Origin of the sequence: Tamlana crocina (genome assembly GCA_040429635.1) — a bacterium.
GTDB classification, from domain to species: domain Bacteria; phylum Bacteroidota; class Bacteroidia; order Flavobacteriales; family Flavobacteriaceae; genus Flavisericum; species Flavisericum crocinum.
The window spans coordinates 1,060,607-1,087,480 of the sequence record CP158972.1 but is presented as its reverse complement, the minus strand read 5'-3'; the positions used below and the strand labels follow the sequence as shown (position 1 = coordinate 1,087,480).

Sequence of the window (26,874 nt, the reverse complement as noted above, 5' to 3'; positions counted from 1 at the left end):
GTCATAATATCATCAAGAAAAGTAAAAAATACTATTCGTTATCTTTCCGCTAAGACCTGAAACAAATCAGAATTGGCGGTAGAACGTAGCACCTTCTTTACAAGTTAAAGGGTTGCCAAGGCTTCACTGGGTCTAATCCCTCTACCTTTCTTGATAACACTATTACGTAAATGAACTTTTGTTCGTAAAAATTGGAATGCAAAAATAGTGACTATATTTTGGTTTTCCTATTTTATTGAATACTCTCTGTTATTCAAATAAAGTGGACGATAAATACCTATCACCACGATCACAAATAATAGCCACAATAACTCCTTTTTCTATTTTTTCGGCGATTTGTAAGGCACAGTAAACTGAACCGCCACTGCTCATCCCAGCAAAAATGCCTTCTTCTTTTGCCAATTTTATAGTTGTGGCTTTGGCATCGGCTTCGGTAACTTCAATAACCTCATCGACTTTACTTCGGTTGAAAAATTTGGGCACGTATTCTTCCGGCCATTTTCTAATCCCCGGAATTCGGGAATCGTCGTCGGGTTGTGCCCCAACAATGGTCACATTTTTGTTTTTTTCTTTTAAAAAAGTTGACACACCCATTATAGTTCCTGTAGTACCCATGGCCGATACGAAATGTGTGATTTCCCCGTTGGTATCGCGCCAAATTTCTGGGCCTGTGGTTTTGTAATGTGCTTTCCAGTTATCGTCGTTTTCAAATTGGTTTAAAAGCGTATAACCTTTTTCATCACGTAATTTAAAAGCTAAATCGCGTGAGCCTTCAATACCGATATCAGCTGGCGTTAAAATCACTTCAGCCCCATAAGCTCGCATGGTTTTAACACGTTCTTCGGTGGAATTTTCAGGCATAATCAAAATCATTTTCAACCCCAATAAATTGGCAATAAACGCCAAAGCAATTCCTGTGTTTCCGCTGGTAGCTTCTACCAAAGTACCACCTTTCTTAATATCGCCGCGTTTTAATGCTTCGTTTATCATATTGAAAGCAGGGCGGTCTTTTACACTTCCCCCCGGATTATTACCTTCCAACTTTAAAAACAATCGCACGCCTTTTTTTGAAATGAGGTGCGTGGCTTCCACCAACGGCGTGTTGCCTATTTGACCAATAATACTATTCTCGTATGCCATTCTTTTTAGGTCTGATTTTTATTTCTGTTTGATAGGTTACCAATGAATTTTCAGGAACCGATTCGGTAATCCAAACGTTGGCCCCAATAATGCTGTTTTTCCCGATGACGATGTCGCCGCCTAAAATGGTAGCATTGGCGTAAATGCACACGTTATCTTCAATGGTTGGATGGCGTTTGGTTGAAGCCAAATCTTTAGCCACCGAAATACCGCCCAAGGTAACCCCTTGATATATTTTAACGTTATTTCCAATAATGGAGGTTTCGCCAATTACGATTCCCGTGCCATGGTCGATGTAAAACGAATCGCCAATGGTTGCTCCGGGGTGGATGTCAATACCGGTGATACCGTGAATATATTCACTCATCATTCTTGGTAAAATATGAACGCCCAACTTAATTAAAGCATGACTTAAACGGTAAATGGATATCGCATGAAAACCAGGATAGGCCATATAAATCTCGGCCAAACTATGAGACGCTGGATCGTTGTTTTCAAACGCAATAGCATCGGCATCCAACTTTTTTCTGATGGAAGGCAGATCGGTTTTAAACTGTTCCCAAATTTCCTTTCCGTTTTCAATCTCCAAATTGGAAACGATTTTTAAAAAAGTGGCTTCCAAAAATTCGCTATTGGCTTCTTCTTGCTCACAATCGAACAATGAATAAAACAATTTTTTGGTAAATGTTTTTACCGTATCCTTTAAACAAACATTGTAACTCTTCATGTGTTTTTGTTTGAGGTTTTATATTTTGCAACCAAACTTCCCAAAAATATTAAATCCCACAAGGTTAATGAAACCATGTGGGATTTTTTTAACCTCTTACTTAGTATATTTTAGTTTATAGCTTGAACTACTGCTTTTGGTGCTTCTTTACGCGACCCATCAAAACCATCAATACCGCTTACAGTTGTGTATTTCAACACATATTTTTTACCTGGGTTAATGATTCTGTAGGCTGCCTGACACATTAAAGTTGCTTCGTGGAAACCACAAAGGATCAACTTTAACTTTTCTGGGTAAGTATTCACATCACCAATGGCGAAAATGCCCGGGATGTTAGTTTGATAATTTAAAGAATTATCTACTTTAATGGCATTCTTTTCAATCTCTAAGCCCCAATTTCCAATCGGCCCTAATTTTGGAGACAATCCGAACAATGGCACAAAATGATCTGTTTCTATTCTAACAGATTCGCCTTCCCTTTCGTAAGTTACCGCCTCAATTTTACCAGCGCCGTGCAATTCTTTCACTTCGGCTGGGGTTACCAAGTTGATTTTACCTTCTTGGGTAAGCTCTCTTACTTTTTCTACGGAATCCAACGCGCCTCTAAACTCATTTCTTCTGTGAATCAATGTTACTTCTGAAGCTACATCGGTTAAGAAGATACTCCAGTCTAACGCTGAATCTCCACCACCTGAAATCACCACTTTTTTGTCGCGGTAAAATTCTGGATCTTTAATAATGTATTCCACACCGTTATCTTCGTAATCGGCCAATCCATCAATAGCTGGTTTTCTAGGCTCGAACGACCCTAACCCACCGGCTATGGCTACTACTGGCGCATGGTGCTTAGTACCTTTATTGGTTGTTACGATGAATGAACCGTCGTCTTGCTTTTCGATAGTTTCGGCACGCTCACCCAAAGTAAATCCGGGTTCGAACTGCTTACCTTGCTCCAACAAGTTTCTGGTTAAGTCGCCCGCTAAAATTTCCGGGAAACCTGGAATATCGTAAATCGGTTTTTTGGGATAAATCTCTGAACACTGTCCGCCAGGTTGTGGCAATGCATCAATTAAATGACATTTAAGCTTTAACAAACCTGCTTCAAAAACAGTAAATAATCCCGTTGGTCCTGCTCCTATTATTAGTATATCTGTTTTAATCATTTTAAGACTCTTTTTTCTCGATTAATCCTTTGGTGAATTCGTTAAGTGTTTCCACTTTTTGTTCAAAATCACCTTTTATTGTTTTTCTATATTCGTTTAAATTTTTTACTAAATCATCTACATTTTCCGGGATAACATCCTCAAAAAACTGACGCAAACGTTTCGCTGTTGTGGGCGATTTTCCGTTAGTTGAAATCGCTACCTTTACATTGCCCTTGGTGACGATACCCCCCATATAAAAATCGCAATACGGCGGGTTATCGGCCACATTTACCAAAATGCTTTTTTTGCGGCAATGCTTGTGCACTTTTACATTCACTTTGGGCTTATCGGTCGTGGCCACCACAATGTGCTTCCCTTTTAAATACTTCTTTTTGTATTTACTTTCAATAAGGGTAACGTTTCCTTTTTTGGCCAACTCCACCGTGTCTTCCCTAAACATGGGCGACACCATAGTGACATTGGCATCTGGGCTTGATTTTAGAAGAAAAGTCAATTTTTCTTCAGCCACATAACCTCCACCAACTATAAGAACGTTTAAGCTTTTCGCTTTTAAAAAAATAGGGTATAAATTATTTCTTTCCATGACCTATTCCTTTACAACTTCGGCACAAATAGAACTCAACACGGCTCTTTCTTTCACCACATCACCGATAATGATAATGGCCGGAGATGATAATTCCTTTTCAGCAACAATATTTTGAATGGTACTTATAGTGCCAATGCCTACTTTTTCGTCTGCTCGCGTTCCGTTTTGTATAATGGCAATGGGCGTTTCCTGTTTGTTTTCTTCTGAAAAAATCTTAACGATTTCGTCCAGTTTGCTCATGCCCATTAAAATTACAACCGTTGCCGTCGATTTAGCCGCTAAAGCCACATCACCAGAAATTTGGTGCTTTTTGGTCGTTCCTGTGATGACCCAAAAGCTTTCGGAAGCCCCTCGTTTTGTTAACGGAATGCCTTGATAAGCTGGCACTGCCACCGATGATGAAATACCCGGCACCACAAAAGTTTCCAATCCGAAACCGCTCACATAATCAATTTCCTCGGCACCGCGACCAAAAATAAATGGGTCGCCGCCTTTTAATCGCACTACATGCCCTTTTTCCTTGGCTTTGGAAACAATCAGCTCGTTGATTTGTTCCTGCTGAAACGCATAGCACCCCTTACGCTTGCCCACAAAAATAAGCTCGGTATCCTCCGAAGCATATTTAAGAAGCGATTCGTTGATCAGTGCGTCGTACAGGATCACATCGGCAGATTCTATAGCCTTAATCGCCTTAAGGGTAATTAAATCTTCGTCACCCGGACCAGCACCTACAACCGTTAATTTTGGGGTTTTCAAACTCATATTCTTTATTTATACCGCCTTTGTTTCAACTGCATCAGCCTCTCTAAAAGCTCTTACTTTTTCTAAAAACTTACCAGCATCTTCAATGTATTTTTCAGCAAATTCTTTTGTTGGCGCATTTTGGTTAAGTTGATAAATCAACTCAGAAAATGAACCTCCAAGATCTATTTTTCCACCTTCAACAAACAGTTTATCAAAATCGCTTATGATACCTGCTTGGGTGTTTGTCTTTTTGTTTTCGGCCAACAACAATGCTTTCGCGGAATTAACCAAAGAACTGTAAGCATGGTAAATAGCATACGAATACACTTCGTTACCAAAAGCTTCCTTAGCGTTTTCGATTTTCTCCTCACTCTCTAAAAATAAAGTGGCAATTAAATCGATAACCACACCGGCACACTCACCAATACCAATTTCTTTTACATATTCTTCTTCATTACCCCAATCGATAAAATCTTCTGGAGTTAAGTTGCTAACGTCTTGTAAATCGTTAAGCAAATCGTAGAAATAGCGGTCTCCCGTTTCTTTGTAATACTCCACGAATTTCTTTCCACCGGCATTGGCTTCAAAATCGTTTAAGATTCTACGTAAGGCTTCCGGCCCTCTTCTACTTGGTACTTTTACCACTTTATCAGCAAAAACTCCGGTACCATCACCAAGGTTTCCACCACCTAAAAGTACTTGTAACGCAGGCGCTACTAATTTATCTGGTGTACGAACCGACATCCCTTGGAAACCAATATTCGCCATATTATGCTGTCCGCAAGCATTCATACAACCACTAATTTTTATAACTAGGTCTTCGTTTTTAAGATACTGTGGGTATTCGGCTTTTATAACACGCTCCAACTCATCTGCGATTCCTGTACTACTAGCAATACCTAAGTTACACGTATCGGTTCCTGGGCAGGCTGTAATATCTACGGCTTTGTTATATCCAGCTTCCGCAAACCCTAATTTCTCCAATTCGGTGTAGAAAAATGGCACTAACTCCTCTTTTACAAATGGAATCACGATGTTTTGGCGCAATGACAAACGGATTTCGCCCGCTGCATATTTCTCAACCAAATCGGCCAATAATCTTGCCTTATCTGTATAAAAGTCACCTAAAAGCACTTTTACACCAATGGCCACATACCCTTCCTGTTTTTGAGGAATGATATTGGTTGCTTTCCAAGTTTCAAAAGCTTGATCGTCTTTTATATCAACTTGAGGAATTTCTGAAACCTCAACCGGTTTTGAAGCCACATAAGCATCGGCATCAATTTCAACCGTTTTATTGGCAATGGCTTTTTGCTCTGCTTCAACCAATTCTTTGAAAGCCTCAAGACCGATATCTTTAATTAAGAATTTCATTCTCGCTTTGGCACGGCTTTTACGCTCACCATGGCGATCAAAAATTCTAACCACACCTTCCATTAACGGAATAATCTTGTTACTTGGCAAGAAGCTGTAAAGCTCATCGGCATGACGTGGTTGTGAACCTAAACCACCACCAATCATCACTTTAAATCCGCGAACACCGTTTTCAATTTTGGCAATAAAACCTAAATCATGCATGTACGACAGTCCCGTATCTTCATCGGAAGATGAAAATGATACTTTGAACTTACGTCCCATTTCCTGACAGATTGGGTTACGCAAGAAGAAACGGAACAACGCATCGGCATACGGCGACACATCGAACGGTTCGTTTACATCAACACCTGCCAATTCTGAAGCGGTTACGTTACGTACCGTGTTACCACAAGCCTCACGAATGGTGACATCGTCCTTATCCAATTCTGCCCATAATTCTGGCGTACGGTTAATATCAACGTAGTGGATTTGGATATCCTGACGCGTAGTAATGTGTAAACGTCCACGAGAGTACTCGTCAGACACGTCCGAAATTCGTCGTAACTGGTTGCTCTTTACTTTTCCGTAAGGCAATTTGATACGAATCATTTGAACGCCTTCTTGACGCTGACCGTAAATACCACGGGCCAAACGCAGACTTCTAAATTTTTCTTCGTCAATTTTTCCATTGTTGAACAACTCGATCTTATTGGCTAATTCAATAATATCTCTCTCAACAACTGGGTTTTCTATTTCTGATCTAAATGTTTGCATTTTCTTTTTTTATTGAATGAATCCTGCTCCAACAGTATGGTTGGTTTGCGGATCAATTAAGATAAACGACCCATTGGTTCTATGCTTTTTAAATTGATCATAGAAAATAGGCTTATTTAATTTGAAGGTTACCGAAGCAATATCGTTAACCCCTAAAGTAGTCACCCCTTTTTCAAAACCAGAATAATCTGGATTGATTTTATGGTTAATTCTATCCACTTTGGCCAATACTTTATTGACACCATGCTGAACAATATATTTACCGCCGGTTACCAATTCGTCTGAATCCATCCAGCATACATTGGCCGTAAACTGTTTGTCGATGGTTGGCAAATCACCTTCCTTAACAATCATGTCGCCACGGCTTACATTGATATCGTTTTCTAAAGTGATAGTTACCGACGAACGACGCGATGCCGTTTCGTACTTTTCATCATAGAAATAAATGTCTTTTATTTTTGAACGTGTTTTTGATGGCAACACAATAATATCGTCGCCCACGCTTAACTCGCCACCATAAACTTTTCCGGCATAGCCTCTAAAATCGTGGAAATCTTCGGTTTTAGGGCGGATAACATATTGTACCGGAAAACGCGGGGTACCCACATTAAAAATATCGGCTTTATCCAATTGCTCTAAATGCTCTAATAACGCCTCTCCTTTGTACCAAGGCATCTTTTCAGATTTATGCACCACGTTATCGCCTTTTAAGGCACTAACAGGAATAAAAGTGATTTTCTGGTCTTGGTAATCGCGTTTGCTCATCAACTCAGAAAAATCGGCTTTAATCTTATTATAAACCTCTTCAGAATAATCTACCAAATCCATTTTGTTTATCGCAACCACCACATCTTTAATCCTCAACAAGTTGTTGATGAAAAAGTGACGATTAGTTTGCTCAATAACGCCTTTACGAGCATCAATCAAAATAATTGACGCTTGCGATGTTGAAGCTCCAGTAACCATGTTACGTGTATATTCCACGTGCCCCGGAGTATCGGCAATAATGTAACTTTTCTTTCCTGTTGAAAAATAAATGTGCGCTACATCGATGGTGATACCTTGCTCTCTTTCAGCAACCAAACCGTCGGTAGCCAACGAAAAATCCAAATAATCGTAACCACGTTGTTTGCTGGTTTTTTCAATAGCTTCCAATTTATCGGTAGTCAACGATTTGGTATCGTAAAGAATACGCCCAATCAACGTACTTTTTCCGTCATCTACACTTCCTGCTGTTGCAATTTTTAATACTTCCATTTTTATTGTTATTGGTTGTTGGTTAACGGTTATTAGATTTCTCTGAGTCGCCTTTCAATCTTCAACAACTTAATTTTTAATCTTTTGAAATTTTGTGCGTATTGCTAATTACCAGTAACTGATAACCAACAACTATTAGCTATTTTAGAAATACCCTTGTTGTTTACGTTTTTCCATAGCGGCTTCCGAACGCTTATCGTCAATTCTCGCTCCACGCTCAGAAATTGTAGAGTCTCTAATCTCCTCTACAACTTTTGAAATGGTTGAAGCTTCAGACAACACTGCTGCTGTACAGCTCATATCTCCAACGGTACGGAAACGCACCATTTCCTCGATTACTTCTTCGTCTTCATCTCTGTAAACCACATCGTCATCAGCAGACCAAATCATACCATCTCTTAAGAATACTTTACGCTTATGGGCGAAATAAATGGATGGAATTTCGATGTTTTCTTTTTCGATGTACGACCAAACATCCAACTCTGTCCAGTTTGAAATTGGAAATACTCGAACGTTTTGCCCCAACTCGATTTGACCATTCAGCATATCGAACAACTCCGGACGCTGATTTTTTTCGTCCCACTGACCGAAATCGTCACGTACCGAAAAGATACGCTCTTTTGCTCTCGCTTTTTCTTCATCACGACGCGCACCACCAATACAAGCATCGAATTTAAATTCTTCAATAGCATCTAAAAGTGTAGTGGTTTGCAATTGGTTTCTACTCGCATAACGACCAGACTCCTCCTTTACTTTTCCTTGATCGATAGAATCCTGAACGTTACGAACAATAAGTTCTAAACCTAATTCTTCCACCAAGCGATCTCTAAATTCAATCGTTTCTGGGAAGTTGTGCCCCGTATCGATGTGCATTAAAGGAAATGGCACTTTTGCAGGATAGAATGCCTTAACGGCCAATCTTACCAAAGTAATGGAATCTTTTCCTCCTGAAAACAACAACACTGGTTTTTCAAACTGTGCCGCCACTTCTCTCATAATGTAAATCGCTTCGTTTTCTAGCGAGTTGATATGTGATGTATCTTTCTTCATAATCTTATTTTTAAGCGTGCAAACCACACTCTCTATTTTCTAATGCTTTTGTTGGGTCAAAATATTTAAACTCGTTAGGCAATTTGTTTTCTTCCAAATAACCATCTAATTTTTCGTCGGACCAATAATAAAACGGACTCACTTTTAAAACGCCATCTTTACTCAAACTAAAAATGCCAATACTGTCCCTAAAAGCGGTTTGCCCTTGGCGCAAATTAGTGAACCAAACTTTCGGCTTGTGCTCTTCCATAGCTCTTCTAAACGGCTCCAACTTTACTTGCTCTGTAAACAATGCGTGCTCTGGTGCATCTACCGAAGGAATGCCCATTACCACATCGCGGTGTGCAGACGTTTGTTTTGGCACATATAAAAAGATGTTTAAATCTAAATCTTTTATTATCTGCTCGGCATGCCTGTACGTTTGTGGCGTATTGTAACCCGTATCGCACCATACCACTGGTATTTTAGCTTCAACCGAACTTACGGCATGCAAAATGACCGCTTCGTAGGGTCTAAAGTTAGTCGTAACTACCGCCTCTTCATTAAGCTCGAAAGCTTTTTTTATGATTTCGGCCGGTGCAGCATCTTTAAATGCTTCGTTTAATTCTTTTATTTGGTTTTCTGTAAACATCGTTTCCTTAAAATTTTATTTCCCCCACTTTATTGAATTCCAAACGCGCTCGTGGAAAAAGTACAATACCATTTTGGTGATCAGCTCGATACCTCCAATTGAAAAAGCCAAATCCAATTTTCCGGTTATAATCCAAGAAATCAATATAGTATCTATAGTACCTATAGTTCTCCAACTTAAAGATTTAACTACACTTCTAATAGGCTTTTCACTGGTGCGGTCTTCTTTATAAGTGGCTTTTTCTTTATCTTTTAGTAACATCTGTCCTATCATTTGTCATTGAATTATATTAATCCTATCAATTTACTAGGGATTACAAAAGTAATACTTTTTTTTAGATGACAAATACTGAAATCTTATTTTTAGGATAATGATGTATTTTTTCGACAAACGGAATAATATTGACAATAAATGGTTTTTAAATTTGAAGAATCCTTAGCGCTTTTCGTTCGATAAATCGGCTAAGGTAGTGTTTCTAAACACATTGAGTGTACTGTCGCGCACCTGAATCATTAGTTTGTTCACGCTACAAAGTGCTTCATCGGGGCAGTCGTCGCAAGGCTCGTAATAATTTAAACTTACACAGGGTACCATGGCAATAGGGCCTTCCAAAATCCGCATTACCTCGGTCATTAAAATTTCCGAAGGTTCCTTTCTTAGATAATAGCCACCATGCTTTCCTTTTTTTGAGCCGAGTATGCCCGACTTACGCAAGCTAAGCAAAATACTTTCTAAAAATTTCTGCGGAATAAATTCTGCTTTGGCTATTTCCCCAACCTGTACTGGCGTGTCTTCACCCCTTCTGGCAATAAACGTAAGCGCCTTTAGGCCATACTTTGTTTTTTTGGATAACATGCTGCTAAGATATGGAAATTATATTTTCAATTGAGCCTCAAAAATCGTTACGGCCTGTCCTTTTATTTCCACTCTATCCCCAACTACAGCTACTTTTAACACACCTCCTCGTTTTGATATTTGATGCGATACCAATTCTTGTTTTCCTAATTTACCAGACCATAATGGTGTTAAGGCACAATGCGCCGAACCCGTTACCGGATCTTCGTTTATTCCCATATCGGGCACAAAACACCGTACCACAAAATCAACATCATTGCTATTTGCTTTTGAAGTTACAATTAACCGTCCCAACCCATTCAACTTTAGTGCTTCAAAATTAGGTTGGCAATGCTCCACTTGCTGTTGATTTTCAGCAACGGCAAGCATCCAATGGTCATCGCTTTTGTAAAATTCGACGGGCTCAAAACCGATAATTTCCTTAAAAGCTGTTGGTATTTCTGTTTTAGTGAAACGATACTGCGGAAAAGCCATCGCTAAAAACTTGTCACTCTTCGTTATGGTTAAGTTTCCGCCCTTTGCTTTAAAATGAATGCTCTCGTCTGAAGCTTTCAATCCCAATTGATAAATAATATGCGCAGAAGCCAAAGTGGCATGTCCGCACAATGCAATTTCTGCCGCAGGCGTAAAAAACCGAATATCGTAGTCTTTACCGTTGGGCACGACAAAGGCCGTTTCCGATAGGTTCATTTCAGCAGCCATATTTTGCATCCAATCTTCCGACAAGGGCGCATCGAGAATCATCACCCCAGCCGGGTTGCCCTTAAAGGCTTCATCGGCAAAGGCATCCACTTGAAATATGGTTTTGCTGTTTATCACTTTAAATTATTTAAGCGCCTGTTCTAAATCGGCAATAATATCATCGACATGCTCCAACCCCACTGAAACGCGCGCCATACCGTCAGTGATACCCGCAGCGGCCTTTACTTCGGGCTCAACTTTGGCGTGCGTGGTACTTGCAGGGTGTGTAACGATGGTTCTAGTATCTCCTAAATTAGCCGAAAGCGAACACATTTTTAAACTGTCTAAAAACGTTTTTCCACCTTCCAAACCGCCTTCAACCTCAAAAGCCACAATATTTCCACCTAAACGCATCTGCTTTTTCGCCACCTCATGTTTGGGATGCGACTTTAAAAACGGGTATTTTACCCATTTTACTTTAGGATGCGCCTCCAAATAAGTAGCGATTTTCAAGGCGTTTTCACAATGTTTTTCTACTCTCACCGCAAGTGTTTCCAATGATTTTGACAATACCCAAGCATTGAACGCACTCATAGATGGACCAGTAAGTCTTGAGAACAAATAAATCTCTCGAATCAATTCTTTTTTGCCTACGGTAACCCCGCCGAGTACACGCCCTTGGCCATCCATTAATTTGGTAGCTGAATGGATTACCAAATCCGCACCGTGTTTAATAGGGTTTTGTAAATATGGGGTGGCGAAGCAATTGTCTATCACCAAAAGGATATCGTGCTTTTTGCAAATTGCGCTTAAAAATTCCAGATCCAACACGTCAACTCCTGGGTTGGTTGGGGTTTCAGCATAAATGAATTTGGTATTGGGTTGGATTAAACTTTCAACCGAATCTACTTCGCCCACATTAAAATAGGTGCATTCAATATTCCATTTCGGCAAATATTTTGTGAATAGTCCGTGGGTGGCACCAAAAACGGAACTGCATGACACCACATGATCGCCAGCCTCCAGCAAGGTTGCAAAGGTTGAAAATACGGCAGCCATGCCACTAGCAAAAGCGAAACCGGCTTCAGCGCCTTCCATAGCGCAAACTTTGTCAACAAACTCATTGACGTTAGGGTTGCCATAACGGCTGTACAGATCGCGCTGTTTTTCCTCGGCAAACGATGCCCTCATTTCTTCTGCATCATCAAAAACAAACCCCGATGTTAAATATAACGGTACAGAATGCTCTGAAAACTGCGTGGTTTCGGTTTGCGTGCGAATGGCTTCTGTTTCAAATTGTTTTTTCTTCTCGCTCATTTCATTCATTTTTTGCCACAAATTCACGAATCAATTTTTGCAACTATTCGTGCATTAATGACTATTTATTCTTATTCATGCTAAAAGAGATGCTTCGACTCCGCTCAGCATGACACCATGAATCTTAATTTATATGTTTCGACAACCTTAAAATATCGCCAAACACACCTCTGGCCGTAACCTCAGCACCAGCACCAGCACCTTGGATTACGATAGGTTGTGCACCGTAACTTTCGGTGAATATTTCGAAAATGGCATCACTGCCTTTTACATGCCCCAAAGTACTGTCTTCGGGAATAGAAACCAATTTCACTTCCAAAGTCCCTTTATCTTTAGAAAGGTCGCCACTTAAATCACCCACATACCTAAGCACATGCCCCGGTTTTTGGAAGTCTTTTATCTTTTGGTACTGCTTGTCCAACACATTCAGTTGGCTTAAAAATTCCTCCACTGAAATGTTTTGGTAAGCGTCTGGAATTAAATTCTGAACCGAAACATCCTCAAATTCGTTCTGCAAATCCAGCTCACGCGCTAAAATCAACAATTTTCTAGCCACATCGTTCCCTGAAAAATCTTCACGCGGGTCGGGCTCGGTAAAACCTTTATCAATGGTTTCCTGAATTATTGCGCTAAACGGTTTGTCCTGAACCGAAAAATTATTGAACAAATAGCTTAAGGTTCCCGAAAACACGCCTCGGATTCGTGTAATATTCTCGCCCGATTCGTGCAACAGCTTAATGGTATCAATTAATGGCAACCCCGCACCAACCGTAGTTTCATACAAATATTGCTTATTGTTCTCTTTTAACTGAAGGCGCAAATCTCTGTAAAAATTGTGCGAAATGGTATTTGCTATCTTGTTAGACGATACTAAATCGAAGCCAGCCTCAACCAACGGCACATAGTTTTTATAGAATTCTGAACTCGCCGTATTATCAACCGCGATAAGGTTTTCCAAATGATGATTTTTTGCAAAAGTGATAATATCTTCAACTGAAAGGTTACTACTCACCTTGGCAATATCTTCTTTCCAAGTTTTTGCGGCACCGTTTCGGTTTAAAAGCACCTGTTTGGAATTGGCAATGGCAAACACATTTAAGTTAATACCTTTTCGTTTCTCAATATCGGCTTTCGATTTTAAAATTTGATTGATCAGCGCACCACCAACTCCGCCGTGGCCAAAAATGGCAATGTTTATCTTTTTTGAAATCCCAAAAACTTCACCGTGAATAACATTCACCGCTTTATGCAATTGATTCTTTTTAACGACCAAACTCACATTTTTACCTGTTACGGTATTGTTGAAAAGCAATGGGGTAATTTGGTTTTTGATTAAGGCATTGAATGGCTTGTGGAACGAACTAAGCTCAATACCTACAATGGAAATTACAGCTACATCGTCTACCACATCAATTTTATTGACATCCTGAGAATAGAAATCGCTTTCAAACTCACGCTCCAGGGCAATTACCGCCTGTGTAGCTTGGTCGGCATCAATGATTAAACCAATACCGCGTTCCGAAGAACCTTGCGACACAATGCTCACGCTAATGCCATGGTTACTCAACGCCCCAAAAATTCTGGCATCGACACCAATTTTTCCTAACAATCCGCGCCCTTCTAAATTCAATAACGCTACATTATCGAGAACCGATAGCGAGGTGACCTCTTTTGTGCTCGGCCTGGCCGTTATCAATGTTCCTTCATCGTCTGGATTGAAGGTATTTAAAATACGAAGGTTGATATTCTTTTCAACCAACGGAATAATGGTTTTGGCATGCAACACCGAAGTTCCGAAATTAGCCAATTCGTTGGCCTCACTGTACGAGAGTTCACGAATCTGCTCGGCATCGGCCACCAAACTAGGGTCGGCGGTATAAATACCGTTTACGTGGGTGTAATTTTGTAATTCTTCGGCATCCAAAAAATTGGCCAAAAGTGCTGCCGTGTAATTGCTGCCGTTGCGTCCCAAAGTTGTGGTTTCGTTCTTTAAATTGGATGCAATAAAACCAGTTACCACATTCACCACATCTTTATTATCCTTGAAATACTTTTCGGTATTTTCTTTAGACAGCTTTGAAAACGGCTGTGCATTACCAAAAGCCTCATCGGTTTTTATCAATTCGCGGGCATCGGTAGCTTTGGCTTTTATGCCTTGCTCATTCAACAAATTGGCAATGAGCTTAACCGATAACAATTCGCCCTGTGCTAAAATATTGTCTTTTGTTTTTTTACTGTAATCGCGCAATAAACTTACACCCTCAAACAACTTATCGAGAACCGAAAACTCTTCTGAAAAATCGATGGTTTTTGATGGCTGTGTTTGGTAAGCTTTAAAGGCCTCCAACTCTTCTTGATAGGGTTTTCCTTTTAGGGCTTTGTTTAAAATCGCCTCTAAATCATCTGTGGCCGAACCCCTTGCCGATACCACAACCGCCAAACGTTCGTTCGCTTCTACTTTATTTTTTATAATTGAAAGCACCGTTTCCAACCCTTTTCCGTTAGCTAACGATTTCCCTCCAAACTTCAATACTTTCATTCTTTTTCTTTTTGAATCTGGCACAAAAATGCCTTCAATAATTTTTTCCAACTGCTCGTATTCCATTAAAAACGCATCGTGCCCGTGTACCGAATGTATTTCATTATAAGTTACATTTGGGTGCGTTAAAGCCAATTGCTTATGGGTTTCACGGTTTTCTTCAGCTGTAAAAAACAAATCGGAATCTACCCCAACAATATGTATGTTGGCTTTGATGTTATCCAAAACATTAAAATCGTTCGCTCGGCCTTTCGTAACATCGATAGTTTTCAGCAATTGGTTCATCAATTTATAGGCAGAAAGCTGAAACCGTTCCTGCAATTTTTTTCCGTGATGAAGCAACCAACTTTCCACATTAAAAATCTCCAGATCTTCATTTTTGGAGCGTTTGAAACGTTCCTTAAACGATTCGGGCGTGCGGTAACACAACATGGCATGCATTCGGGCATCGTGCACCGGATTTTTGGAATTCAATAGAAATTGTTCTTGAATTTGGCAATTGGCAATGAGCCAATCGGTAGCCTTCCAATCTGTAGCTACAGTGATTAAATGCTCAGTAAAATCGGGGTTGTTCACTGCCATTTCCCAAGCAATACCGCCACCAAGAGAGCCGCCAATAGTGGCGAAAACTTTTTTTATTTCCAGTTTTTCGAGCCCTAATAAAAAGATGTTGGCCACATCCCGCGCTACGAAATCCTTGTAATTTTTAATTATGAAACCATCGTAACCGTTTCCAGGAATATTAAAAGCCAAAATGGTGTATAAATTGGTATCGATTACTTTGTTGTCTCCAATTAAATCTTTCCACCAGCCATCTTCACCGGCCACATTGCTATTCCCGGTTAAGGCATGATTTACAAGGATAATAGGCGCCTCGCCCAATGTTTGTCCGAATACCTGGTAACTCAGTTTAAGCTCTGAAACGAGCACACCACTTTCGGTGGTATAATTTTTAATATTGATATGTTGCAACGGGTGCTTCAATGTTTTGTTGTTTTAAAGGCTCCGCTGAATATTGCTACCCAACGGAGCCTCTCATTTTTAAGTTTATATTTTTGCGAAAGCCTCTTTTAAATCGGCTTTTAAATCCTCAACATCCTCAATTCCAACCGACAATCTAATTAAATCACCTGAAACACCTGCTGATGCTTGCTGTTCTTCAGTTAATTGCTGGTGGGTTGTACTCGCTGGGTGAATAATTAGGGATTTGGTATCTCCAATATTGGCCAATAACGAGAATAATTTGGTGTTATCTGAAATGGCTTTTGCCGCATCAAATCCGCCCTTGGCACCAAAGGTTACAATACCACTCTGCCCTTTTGGCAAATACTTATCGGCCAATTCTTTATACTTACTGCTTTCTAAACCAGGATAATTTACCCACGCCACTTCTGGCTGCTCTTCTAACCATTTAGCTATTTCAAGTGCATTTTCACTATGCTGCTTTATACAAACTGGCAGAGTCTCCAACCCTTGGATGATGTTAAAAGCATTGGTAGGGCTCAATGCGCCACCTAAATCCCTTAAGCCTTCTAAAATTAATTTGAATGTGTAGGCTGCTGCCCCAAGTGCCTCGCTATACACTAAACCATGGTAACCTGCCGATGGCTCTGTAAACTCCGGGAACTTTCCGTTGGTCCAATCGAAAGTACCAGCATCAATAATAGCACCTCCTAAAGAAGTACCTTGACCACCAATGTATTTTGTTAACGAATGGATTACAATGTTGGCGCCATGCTCAATCGGGTTAAGCAAAGCGGGAGTTGCCACGGTGTTATCTACAATAAAAGGCACCCCAGCAGCCTTAGCATGCACCGAAATAGACTTTAAATCCAACACATCCAGCTTGGGGTTTCCTAAAGATTCTACAAAAAATGCTCTGGTATTATCCTGAACTGCCTCTGCAAAGTTATCTGGGTTATCGGCATCTACAAAGGTTGTAGTAATGCCCAACCTTGGCAACGTTACGTTCAACAAGTTATAAGTTCCTCCATACAAGCTGCTTGATGCTACAATATGGTCACCAGCTTTTAACAAAGTAAGCAAACCAGTAGAAATTGCCGAGGTTCCGGAAGCGAACACCACAGCGCCAATACCGCCCTCAACAGCTGCCAAACGTTCTTGCAAAATTTGGTTGGTAGGATTATTTAAACGGGTATAAATAAACCCTAATTCCTGTAATGAAAACAAATTGGCTGCATGGTCTGTATTGTTGAACACATAAGATGTAGTTTGATAAATAGGAACAGCCCTTGTTCCTGCATTGGTTGTTACATCATGCCCAGCATGTAAAGCATTTGTTGCTAATTTTTGATTACTCATTTTTCTATTTTTTTCTTATTTAACAAAAATAATATAAAGTCAATGCACTTAAAAAAGTGTACTTATTAGAAAAATGTTATGAAGAATTTATAAAACTACCTGAAGTAATTCTGTGTGGTTATCTATCCAACAGCACTAGGCTATGTGGCAGAATGTAGCACCTTCTTTACAGATAAAGGGTTGCTAAGGCTTCATTGGGTCTAATCCCTCCGCCTTTCTTGATAACATCTCAATAAGTGTTTGAACTTCGTGAATGCAAATATTCGTTCAGAAAAAGTTAATATCCAAATTTTTTAAGGGAAAATTTACTTTTTCGTCGGTATTATGGTTTCTCGTGGCGCCTTTGGTGAAACTTATTTCTAATCACCAAACCTATTGGCCTGTTCTGTATTTTAGACTCCAACCAAGAAATAATATCTAAATACAAAAACGCCCGACTTTGGTAAGGATCGTCTTCAAATTCTTTTAGTTTTTTATGCAGTTTAATGAATTCATTTTTCACTTCATGCGGATAAATATCGCCCAAACCACGTAAAAACTTGATGAACTCTTTTTGCACTTCGTACAAATCTTCCATCTTGATTAAAAACTTATAAGTGCTCCTAATCAAGGCATCTAAATTATAATCCAGACCTGCTTCGTAATGCGCCACCAAATTCAAAATACGCGAAAAACACAACAAATCTTCTCGCATTTGCAAAGACTTGTTACTAATAATTTTATCTAAAAACTGTATGCATTTTTTGTTTTCGCCAGCACCAAAATACATACTGGCTATTTTATAGTAAAACACCATAATATGGTGCTCGTCTATGCGGTTTTGGTAGTTTTTCAACCGCTCCAAAACCTCTTCAATTAAGGGCAGCCCTTCCTTAAAAGAACCCTCCATGAAATGCAGATTGAACTTGTTATTGTAAACATATAAAAAGGCTAAACTTTCGTTGTTGTCGTCCAATGGAAACCATTTCTCTTGGGTGATTTCTTCCAAACGATGTAGCGCTGTTTTGAACTTTTCGTATTGCTGCAAGTAGAACAAAGCTTCCAACAAATAGTGATTACCACGTAAAAAGAATACTGGGTTAAGCACAATCATATCTTTGTTATCATAAAACAAATCGACCCATTTGGAGGCGTACTTGTAGCACGATAAAAAATCGACTGTTAAAAAACTGTACCACAAGTACGATTTGTAGAGCCAAAGTTTTTCTCGAAAGCCCAATTTATTGATGTCGTATTTTGGCAATCGGTCATTAAAATATTTGGTAACAATTTGGTGTTCTTCGTCGTTTTTAATGTAACCTGTTTTTAGGAACAACCCATATAATTGCAGCGACAAATTAGACAGTTTACTGGCCAAAACATTTTGCTGACTTAGTTCTTTGGCTTGGATGGACAGCTCGTCGGCTCGATTGCTCAAACTGCGGGTTATGTACTGCGACTCGATTACTTTTTCAAGTTCAACAATTTCGTAGGCGGCATTCTTTTCTTCATGCGCAATGGCCAAGTTTTTCGCTTTATCTAAAATTTTTAAGCTTTGTTTATAAAGCCCTTTGTGGTATAAAATAGTTGCAAAATCTAACTGTTCGCGAATTTGAATCCTTACATTTTGGTGGGAAGGGTTTAACCGTAAACTTATTAAGATTTGCTTGTACAAGTGTGCTTTTAAATTAGAAAGCTGCTGTTTTTTTACAATCCCTTTTTTAAGTATAGCAGCTTCGTCGTACACCGAAAGCTTATCGAGAATATTAAAAAGCATCAAGAATTTCGAATCTTCATTCACTCCCAATCGTCCCACATAGAGCTTAAATTGCCTTTTTTCAGACTTAGAAAGGGATTTCACCAAAACAAACAAATTATCTTTTTGCTCTTTTGTCATAGTTATAATAAACAGATTAAAGTATTGTTTTTCAAGTATTTAACTAAACATCAATACGCTTAAACATCGTAAAAACAGTTTGTTGGATTCTGTATTTTAGAAACCAAAATATACATTCGTAGAACAAAAAGAAAATATATTTTAATTAAATGTCTGATAACAAAGTACAAATTTTTGACACAACGTTAAGAGATGGCGAGCAAGTCCCTGGATGCAAGCTTAATACCGACCAAAAATTAATCATAGCCGAGCAGCTGGATAAATTAGGGGTTGATATTATTGAAGCTGGTTTTCCGGTGTCTAGCCCCGGTGATTTTAAATCGGTCGAAGCTATTTCCAAAATAGTAAAAAACGCTACCGTTTGCGGTTTAACGCGCTCAGTAGAAAACGATATAAAAGTTGCTGCCGAAGCTTTAAAGTATGCTAAAACGCCAAGAATACACACTGGTATTGGTACTTCGGACTCCCATATAAAACACAAATTCAGATCTAACAGAGAGGCCATTATCGAGCGCGCTGTTAAAGCAGTAAGCTATGCTAAAACTTTTGTAGAAGATGTTGAGTTTTACGCAGAAGATGCCGGTAGAACCGATAACGATTATTTGGCACAAGTTTGTGAAGCCGTTATTAAAGCAGGTGCTACCGTATTGAATATTCCTGATACTACAGGCTATTGCTTGCCTAGCGAGTATGGTGCAAAAATTAAATATTTGAAGGAAAACGTTAAGGGTATTGATAAAGCCATTTTATCCTGCCACTGCCATAACGATTTAGGCTTGGCTACGGCCAATTCCATTGAAGGGGTAATTAACGGCGCCCGACAAATTGAGTGTACCATAAACGGTATTGGCGAGCGTGCAGGAAACACTGCTTTAGAAGAAGTGGTAATGATTTTAAGGCAGCACCCTTATTTAAATTTGGATACCAACATAAAGTCTGAAATGCTTTATGGCATTAGCCAATTAGTTTCAGATAACATGGGTATTTACACCCAACCCAACAAAGCTATTGTAGGGGCCAACGCCTTTGCTCACAGTTCGGGCATCCATCAAGATGGGGTAATCAAAAACCGTGAAACTTACGAAATCATCGACCCTAAAGATGTTGGTGTTACAGAATCGGCTATTGTATTGACTGCCAGAAGTGGTAGAGCCGCATTAGCTTACAGAGCAAAAAATATTGGATATGAATTAACCAAGCTTCAATTGGATGAAATCTATGCTAATTTCTTAGATTTTGCCGATACTAAAAAAGAAGTTGATGATAACGACATCCATTACATTATAGAAAACAGCAAAGTGTACAAAGAAATCACTTCTGCTTAAACCAGTAAATACGAAATGAAGTTAAATATTGCCGTTTTGCCAGGTGATGGCATTGGTCCAGAAGTTACAGCTCAAGCCGTTAAGGTTCTGAAAGCTATAGCTATGGAATTTAACCACGTATTTACATTTAATTATGCCTTAGTTGGCGCCAGTGCCATAGATAAACATGGCACGGCGCTTCCGCAGGAAACTATTGATATTTGCACAAAAGCCGATGCTGTCCTTTTTGGAGCCATTGGAAAAACAGCTTTCGATTTAGACCCCGATGCCAAAATACGTCCTGAACAAGGTCTCTTGGGTATTCGAAAAGCCTTGGGCCTACACACTAATATTAGGCCAGTTATCGCCTACGACGATTTGTTGAGCAAATCATCCTTAAAAGTACGCCAAATAAAAGACACCAATATTCTTATTTACCGCGAATTAACGGGCGGCATTTATTTTGGTGAACGCAGTTTGAGCGAAGATGGCAATACCGCTTCTGATGTTTGTACCTACCACCGTTTTGAAATTGAGCGCATTGCACATCAAGCCTTTAAAGCGGCACAATCGAGAAAACGCAAACTTGCACTGGTTGACAAGGCTAACGTTTTGGAAAGTTCCAGATTATGGAGGCGCGTGGTACTTGAAATCGCACCGCAATATCCCGATGTAAAAGTCAATTACCTTTACATTGACAATGCGGCTATGGAGCTCATTATCCGCCCAAGACAGTTTGATGTCATTTTAACTGAAAATATGTTTGGTGATATCCTTTCGGAAGAAGCCAGCGTGATTGTAGGATCTATAGGTTTATTGGCTTCGGCCTCACTTGGCAACGAGCATGCTATGTTCGAACCCATTCACGGTGCGTACACCAAAGCAGCCAACAAAGGCATTGCCAACCCCATCGCTTCAATTCTATCGGCAGCTATGTTGCTTGATCATTTCGGACTTGACGAAGAAGCTGCCTTAGTGCGCGAAGGTGTAGACAAGTCGTTAAAACTACACATCACTACACCTGATTTAAATAACAAGTACGACAATATTAGCACCACGAAAGTGGGCGACTTTATTGAAGATTTCATCAATAATCCAGACGAGACCAATCTAAACTTTACAAATATACATTTAGGGCAATCCACTATTATTTAATTATTTGAGTTAGTCGCCAACATATTAAAACTAAACATTTTGGAAGTCCTTAAAAGCGCATGTTTTACATGCGCTTTTTTAATTTATCGAAACTGTTGTATTTTTAAGCTGAATCAAAATTTAAAACCTAAATGGAATTACTAGGAATTGATGTAGGTGGCTCAGGAATGAAAGGTGCTATTGTAGACTCAGAAACCGGAGAAATGCTAACCGAGCGACATAGAATTGCTACTCCGTCATCCAGATCACCCGAAGATATGGCCAAAACCTTCAACGCTATTGTTCAGCATTTTAACTACAAAGGCCCCGTTGGTTGTGGTTTCCCAACTATTATAAAAAATGGTGTGTGTAAATCTACCGGAAACTTACACCCCAGCTGGATGAACGTCAATGCCGAAAAATTATTTTCTGATGCCTGCAAGCTTCCGGTTCACGTTATAAACGATGCCGATGCTGCCGGTTATGCAGTAATGAATTATGGCATTGGAAAAGACAAACAGGGCTTAGTGGTGATGGTCACTATTGGCACAGGTTTAGGTACAGGTGTTTTCTATAACGGTCAACTGATACCTAATTTTGAAATGGGCAGAATTCCTTATAAGAAATACGAATGTATTGAATAAGCCTCAGTTAAAAAGCGTAAAAAATTAAGCTTTAAAAAGTGGGGAAAACGGTTTAATGTCTTTTTGGAAATTGTGGAAACCTTATGTAGCCCCGATTATATTTTTTTAGGCGGAGGCACGTCCAAACATTTCGATGAATATAAAAAGCACATAAAAATAGACACTCCCGTTATTCCTGCCTATTTAGGAAATCATGCGGGTATAATTGGTGCAGCGGCCGCTGCATTGCACCCTAACGACAAGCCCTAAAATAACGTAACAGTTCAAGCTAAATTCCTCAGTTTTTAATCGTGAAACACTTTAAAACTGAGGAATATTTTTCTTATTGAATATTTGCTGTTACTTGGGAAACTTAGCCCTGATTTTATCTAAACACAGGTTATGGATACTGCCTTCGTGGGTATGCTTCTTCGAGGTATCCGGCACATAGGTTCCGTCCTGTACCTGGCCACCGATTTTCTGGTAAGCCTCCCGGAAAGTTTGCCCTTCAACCACCAAAGTGTTGATATTATCCACCGTAAATAAATACTTGTACAAATCGCTGTTGGTATCAATATCCTTTACAATGATTTGCTGAATGGAATAATTGAAAATGTCCAAAATATCCTTAATTTCTTCAAAGGCGGCAATCATGTTTTCTTTCAACAATTGAAAATCGCGGTGATATCCACTTGGCAGATTATTGGTAATTAACACCATTTCGCTTTGAAGTGCTTGTATTTTGTTGCACTTACCACGGATAAGCTCAAACACATCAGGGTTCTTTTTATGCGGCATGATACTACTTCCTGTGGTTAACTCATCAGGAAATGAAATAAAACCGAAATTCTGGCTCATATACAAACAAACGTCCATTGCAAATCGCGACATGGTATTGGCCAAGCTTCCTAAAGCAGCCGAAATGGTACGCTCGTTTTTACCACGCCCCATTTGTGCAGCTACCACATTGTACTTTAGTGTTGCAAAATCCATTTCGTTAGTAGTAAACTCCCTATCGATAGGGAATGAACTTCCATAACCCGCTGCAGAACCCAACGGATTTTGGTCTACCGTTTTTATGGCCGCATCTATTAAAAACACATCATCTACCATCAATTCGGCATAGGCCGAAAACCATAACCCGAAAGACGATGGCATGGCCACTTGCAGGTGCGTATAACCAGGCAACACCTTGTCTTTATAATTTTCAGCTTGATCTATAAGTGTATTGAAAAGCGTTTTAGTCTTTTCTTTAACCAAGGCTAGATTTTCTTTGTAATACAAATGAAGCGCTACTAAAACCTGATCGTTTCTAGAGCGTGCCGTGTGTATCTTTTTTCCAACGTCACCCAAACTTACGGTAAGTTCGTACTCAATTTTAGAATGTACATCTTCAAACTGCTGGTCGATTACAAACTCGCCTGCTTCAATTTCATTTTCCAAAACTTGCAGTCCGCCTAAAAGTTGCTCCAATTCAATAGTGCTTAAAATGCCTATTTTATGCAGCATTTTGGCGTGCGCCTTGGATGCGATTACGTCGTATTTTGCAATATGGATATCAATTTCACGATCGTTGCCAACCGTAAATTGTTCTATTTTCTTATCGATGGAAATGCCTTTGTCCCAGAGTTTCATTTATTATGTTTTTGTCATTCCCGTGAAAACGGGAATCTTTTAATTCTTTAGTTTTTTTTAGCCCCTTCGACTACGCTCAGGGTGACAACCATTCTTATTATCATTTCGAACGAAGTATACCATCTTTTCTCTTTTGAAGAGATAGCCACGTCGCTCCGCTCCTCGCTATGACGCTACACGATAACCCGATTCAACAACTCCACATAAATTTGGATACCTTCCTCTATTTCGTTGATATAAATAAACTCATCTGCCGAATGCGAGCGCGTGCTATCACCAGGCCCCAGTTTTAAACTTGGGCATTTCAGTACCGCTTGATCAGACAAGGTTGGTGAACCATATTTACTTCTGCCCATGGCCATCCCAGCTTTTACCAAATCATGGTCCATTGGGATAGACGACGAATTTAATCGTAAACTACGCGGTGTAATTTTTGTGCACGGCGATTTTGTTTGCAGTATTTCAGCAATTTCTGCATTGCTGTAAGCGTCGTTTACACGGACGTCTACTACCAAATCGACATGGCCAGGAACCACATTGTGCTGCGACCCTGCGTTTATTTGTGTAACCGTCATTTTAACATCACCCAAGGCTTCGGTACTTTTTTCAAATTTAAAATCTTTAAACCACTGAATGACCTCAATCGTATTATAAATGGCGTTGTTATCGTTGGGGTGTGCGGCGTGACTTGGGGTGCCTTCCACGACAGCATCAAAAACCACAAGCCCTTTTTCGGCCACTGCCAAATTCATTAGTGTTGGTTCGCCAACTATCGCTACATCAACTTTCGGGATAATGGGCAACATACTGTTCAAACCGTTTGGACCGCTACTTTCTTCTTCCGCGGAAGCGACCAAAACCAAATTGTATTTTAAATCTTTTTGATTGTAAAAATGGGTAAACGTAGCGATTAACGACACCAAACAACCACCTGCATCGTTACTGCCCAAACCGTACAATTTACCATCTTCAACAATGGCTTTAAACGGATCTTTGGTGTAGGCACTGTTCGGTTTTACGGTATCGTGATGCGAGTTTAGCAACAGCGTTGGTTTACTCTCGTCGAAATATTTATTGACCGCCCAAACGTTGTTCTTGGTACGTGTGTAGTCAATATTGAATTGTTTAAACCAGTCTTCAATATGTGCCGCAGTAGCATCTTCTTCAGAAGAAAACGACTGCGTTTCAATCAGTTTTTTTAAAAGCGCAATGGCTTTTTGGGTTAATTCCTGTAGCGCCATATTATAAAGTTATGGTTGTAAAATTAGAGTCGGTTTTCGTTAACATCGAGGTATTTCCCATGTTAATGTTTTTTACGCCGTTATTCAAAGCGTCGAAACAATTTTCAAGTTTCGGAAGCATACCGTCTGCAATAATGCCTTGTTCCAAAAGGTCTTTATAAGTATTGGAATCGATATGCTTAATTACTGAATTTTTATCGTTGATATCTTTTAAAACACCATTCAGCTCAAAACAATAATATATCGATGTTTCGTACAATTCACTCATCCCTACTGCGACCTGAGAAGTTATGGTATCTGCATTGGTATTAAGCAATTGGCCATTACCATCGTGGGTTATAGCACAAAACACTGGAGTAAAATCGGCTTGAATCAATTTATCGATAGACTGATACGACACGCTTTCCACATCGCCCACAAAACCGAAATCAACTTCCTTTACCGGGCGTTTTACTGATTTAATACTGTTGATATCGGCACCGGTTAAACCAATGGCATTGGTATTCAATGCCTGTAGTTTGGCGACCACATTTTTATTCACCAAACCTCCGTAAACCATGGTAATGACCTCAAGGGTTTCGGCATCGGTAATTCGGCGGCCATTCACCATTTGGGATTCTATGCCCAATTTTGATGCGATGTGCGTGGCGCGTTTGCCACCACCGTGCACCAAAATTTTCTTGCCTTCTAAATTTGAAAACAATTTTAAAAAGGCATTTAGAGCGCTTTCGTCCTCAATAATGTTTCCTCCTATTTTTACTATGGATAGTTTTTCCATTTTATTCTATTGGTCATTACGAGGAGTTTTTCACGACGAAGTAATCTGTTGTAAAATAAAAAAGATTGCTTCAATCGTTCCTCTTTCGCAATGACGTTATTTATTTCATCACGTTATGAGATTCTGAAACAACACTTCGACTACGCTCAGTGTGACAGTTCAGAATGACGATAATTTTACAAATTATCCAATATTTTTTTAAGTACCAACTGCGCGGCATACGTTCGGTTGTTGGCCTGCTCGATTACAATGGAATTTTCAGAATCTAAAACCGCATCTTCAACAATCACATTTCGTCTTACTGGTAAACAGTGCATAAATTTAGCATCGCCCAACTTTTCTTTGGTAATCATCCAATTGGGGTCGGTATTTTTTACTTTTCCGTAGTTTTCGTAACTGCTCCAGTTTTTAACATACACAAAATCGGCATCTTTAAAGGCTTCCTCTTGATTGTGGTAAATTTTGGCATCGCCTGTAATTTCTGGGTTTAAATTATAACCTTCAGGATTGGCAATAACAAAGTCCACATCCATTTTTTGCATGGCTTGGGCAAAACTATTGGCCACGGCATGTGGCAAAGCTTTTATGTGCGGCGCCCAGCTTAACACAACTTTAGGCTTCTTGGTTGGCGCATGCTCCGAAATGGTTAAAGCATCGGTAAACCCTTGTAACGGGTGGCCGGTAGCACTTTCCATATTGACAATAGGCACGGAAGCGTATTTCTTAAAGGCACTCAACACCTGCTCGCTTTCGTCTTTTTCTTTATCGGTTAGCGTTGGAAAAGCACGTACCGCAATAATATCGCAGTATTGCGACACCACAGCAGCCGCTTCTTTAATATGTTCAGCGGTTGAGCCATTCATCACAGTGCCATCTTCAAATTCCAATCCCCAAGCATCACCAGAAACATTCATTACAATAGGATTCATCCCCAAGTTTAAAGCCGCTTTTTGGGTACTTAAACGGGTACGCAAACTTGAATTGAAAAACAGTAAACCCAAGGTTTTGTTCTTTCCCAATTCGATGTGCTTTAAAGGATCCTCCTTTAATTGTTTGGCTTCCTCAATCCATGAATTGATATTATCGATATCGTGTATGGAGGTGTAATGTTTCATTCTTCTATCTTGTTTTTTTCAGA

Annotated in this window: 24 protein-coding genes and 2 riboswitches; of the genes, 4 read left to right on the top strand and 20 right to left on the bottom strand. The window is 39.7% G+C overall.

Going from position 1 to position 26,874, the window contains the following annotated elements; translation table 11 throughout:
• Positions 1–35 precede the first annotated feature (35 nt).
• A riboswitch (SAM riboswitch) is annotated at positions 36–160 on the bottom strand.
• Between the two features lie 89 nt (positions 161–249).
• The 16 genes from cysM to ABI125_04780 form a co-directional block, all read right to left on the bottom strand.
• Complete coding sequence (gene cysM / locus ABI125_04855) at positions 250–1,140, bottom strand: cysteine synthase CysM (protein XCF07185.1); 891 nt, start codon at positions 1,138–1,140, stop codon at positions 250–252.
• The gene (gene epsC, locus ABI125_04850; protein XCF07184.1) at positions 1,124–1,867 is read right to left on the bottom strand and encodes a serine O-acetyltransferase EpsC; all 744 of its coding nucleotides are present in this window, start codon (positions 1,865–1,867) and stop codon (positions 1,124–1,126) included. Before epsC ends, cysM begins: the two co-directional genes overlap by 17 nt.
• 110 nt (positions 1,868–1,977) lie before the next feature.
• Positions 1,978–3,030, bottom strand: coding sequence for an NAD(P)/FAD-dependent oxidoreductase (locus ABI125_04845; GenBank protein ID XCF07183.1), 1,053 nt, complete (start codon positions 3,028–3,030; stop codon positions 1,978–1,980).
• A 1-nt stretch (position 3,031) separates the two neighbouring features.
• The gene (locus tag ABI125_04840; GenBank protein ID XCF07182.1) at positions 3,032–3,616 is read right to left on the bottom strand and encodes a bifunctional precorrin-2 dehydrogenase/sirohydrochlorin ferrochelatase; all 585 of its coding nucleotides are present in this window, start codon (positions 3,614–3,616) and stop codon (positions 3,032–3,034) included.
• A 3-nt stretch (positions 3,617–3,619) separates the two neighbouring features.
• Positions 3,620–4,381 carry a uroporphyrinogen-III C-methyltransferase gene (gene cobA, locus ABI125_04835; protein ID XCF07181.1) on the bottom strand — a complete coding sequence of 254 codons (762 nt, stop codon included), beginning with the start codon at positions 4,379–4,381 and terminating at the stop codon, positions 3,620–3,622.
• 9 nt (positions 4,382–4,390) lie between these two features.
• Positions 4,391–6,493, bottom strand: coding sequence for a HEPN domain-containing protein (locus tag ABI125_04830; protein XCF07180.1), 2,103 nt, complete (start codon positions 6,491–6,493; stop codon positions 4,391–4,393).
• Positions 6,494–6,502: 9 nt separating this feature from the next.
• Positions 6,503–7,750 (bottom strand): GTP-binding protein, encoded by a 1,248-nt coding sequence (locus ABI125_04825; GenBank protein XCF07179.1) that lies wholly within the window; start codon positions 7,748–7,750, stop codon positions 6,503–6,505.
• Positions 7,751–7,894: 144 nt separating this feature from the next.
• The gene (gene cysD / locus ABI125_04820; protein XCF07178.1) at positions 7,895–8,800 is read right to left on the bottom strand and encodes a sulfate adenylyltransferase subunit CysD; all 906 of its coding nucleotides are present in this window, start codon (positions 8,798–8,800) and stop codon (positions 7,895–7,897) included.
• Positions 8,801–8,810: 10 nt separating this feature from the next.
• A complete protein-coding gene (locus tag ABI125_04815) occupies positions 8,811–9,431 on the bottom strand; it encodes a phosphoadenosine phosphosulfate reductase family protein (GenBank protein XCF07177.1) in 621 nt (206 codons plus the stop codon).
• A 15-nt stretch (positions 9,432–9,446) separates the two neighbouring features.
• Entirely contained in the window at positions 9,447–9,692 is a 246-nt protein-coding gene (locus ABI125_04810) for a DUF2061 domain-containing protein (protein ID XCF07176.1), read from the bottom strand.
• A gap of 174 nt (positions 9,693–9,866) precedes the next feature.
• A complete protein-coding gene (locus ABI125_04805; protein ID XCF07175.1) occupies positions 9,867–10,286 on the bottom strand; it encodes an Rrf2 family transcriptional regulator in 420 nt (139 codons plus the stop codon).
• An 18-nt stretch (positions 10,287–10,304) separates the two neighbouring features.
• On the bottom strand, positions 10,305–11,105 hold the full coding sequence (locus ABI125_04800; GenBank protein ID XCF07174.1) for a PhzF family phenazine biosynthesis protein: 801 nt from the start codon (positions 11,103–11,105) through the stop codon (positions 10,305–10,307).
• Positions 11,106–11,111: 6 nt separating this feature from the next.
• Positions 11,112–12,284, bottom strand: coding sequence for an aminotransferase class I/II-fold pyridoxal phosphate-dependent enzyme (locus tag ABI125_04795; GenBank protein ID XCF07173.1), 1,173 nt, complete (start codon positions 12,282–12,284; stop codon positions 11,112–11,114).
• Positions 12,285–12,408: 124 nt separating this feature from the next.
• On the bottom strand, positions 12,409–15,807 hold the full coding sequence (thrA, locus tag ABI125_04790) for a bifunctional aspartate kinase/homoserine dehydrogenase I (GenBank protein XCF07172.1): 3,399 nt from the start codon (positions 15,805–15,807) through the stop codon (positions 12,409–12,411).
• A 63-nt stretch (positions 15,808–15,870) separates the two neighbouring features.
• Positions 15,871–17,145: an O-acetylhomoserine aminocarboxypropyltransferase/cysteine synthase family protein gene (locus tag ABI125_04785; protein XCF07171.1), complete on the bottom strand. Its 1,275-nt coding sequence runs from the start codon at positions 17,143–17,145 to the stop codon at positions 15,871–15,873.
• A gap of 115 nt (positions 17,146–17,260) precedes the next feature.
• Positions 17,261–17,373: riboswitch (SAM riboswitch) on the bottom strand.
• A 94-nt stretch (positions 17,374–17,467) separates the two neighbouring features.
• Positions 17,468–19,021: a hypothetical protein gene (locus ABI125_04780; GenBank protein ID XCF07170.1), complete on the bottom strand. Its 1,554-nt coding sequence runs from the start codon at positions 19,019–19,021 to the stop codon at positions 17,468–17,470.
• A gap of 149 nt (positions 19,022–19,170) precedes the next feature.
• Between ABI125_04780 and ABI125_04775 the strand changes: the two genes are divergently transcribed.
• The 4 genes from ABI125_04775 (at position 19,171) to ABI125_04760 (ending at position 22,352) form a co-directional block, all read left to right on the top strand.
• Positions 19,171–20,346 carry a 2-isopropylmalate synthase gene (locus ABI125_04775; GenBank protein ID XCF07169.1) on the top strand — a complete coding sequence of 392 codons (1,176 nt, stop codon included), beginning with the start codon at positions 19,171–19,173 and terminating at the stop codon, positions 20,344–20,346.
• A 15-nt stretch (positions 20,347–20,361) separates the two neighbouring features.
• Complete coding sequence (gene leuB, locus ABI125_04770) at positions 20,362–21,480, top strand: 3-isopropylmalate dehydrogenase (protein XCF07168.1); 1,119 nt, start codon at positions 20,362–20,364, stop codon at positions 21,478–21,480.
• Positions 21,481–21,611: 131 nt separating this feature from the next.
• Positions 21,612–22,103, top strand: coding sequence for an ROK family protein (locus ABI125_04765; GenBank protein ID XCF07167.1), 492 nt, complete (start codon positions 21,612–21,614; stop codon positions 22,101–22,103).
• Between the two features lie 72 nt (positions 22,104–22,175).
• Positions 22,176–22,352: a hypothetical protein gene (locus ABI125_04760; protein ID XCF07166.1), complete on the top strand. Its 177-nt coding sequence runs from the start codon at positions 22,176–22,178 to the stop codon at positions 22,350–22,352.
• A 90-nt stretch (positions 22,353–22,442) separates the two neighbouring features.
• Here ABI125_04760 and argH read toward each other — a convergent pair whose 3' ends face one another.
• The 4 genes from argH to ABI125_04740 form a co-directional block, all read right to left on the bottom strand.
• Complete coding sequence (gene argH, locus ABI125_04755) at positions 22,443–23,717, bottom strand: argininosuccinate lyase (protein XCF07165.1); 1,275 nt, start codon at positions 23,715–23,717, stop codon at positions 22,443–22,445.
• Between the two features lie 173 nt (positions 23,718–23,890).
• Complete coding sequence (locus tag ABI125_04750; protein XCF07164.1) at positions 23,891–24,958, bottom strand: M20 family metallo-hydrolase; 1,068 nt, start codon at positions 24,956–24,958, stop codon at positions 23,891–23,893.
• A 1-nt stretch (position 24,959) separates the two neighbouring features.
• Positions 24,960–25,736 carry an acetylglutamate kinase gene (gene argB / locus ABI125_04745; protein XCF07163.1) on the bottom strand — a complete coding sequence of 259 codons (777 nt, stop codon included), beginning with the start codon at positions 25,734–25,736 and terminating at the stop codon, positions 24,960–24,962.
• Positions 25,737–25,912: 176 nt separating this feature from the next.
• On the bottom strand, positions 25,913–26,851 hold the full coding sequence (locus ABI125_04740) for an N-acetylornithine carbamoyltransferase (GenBank protein XCF07162.1): 939 nt from the start codon (positions 26,849–26,851) through the stop codon (positions 25,913–25,915).
• Between the last annotated feature and the right edge of the window lie 23 nt (positions 26,852–26,874).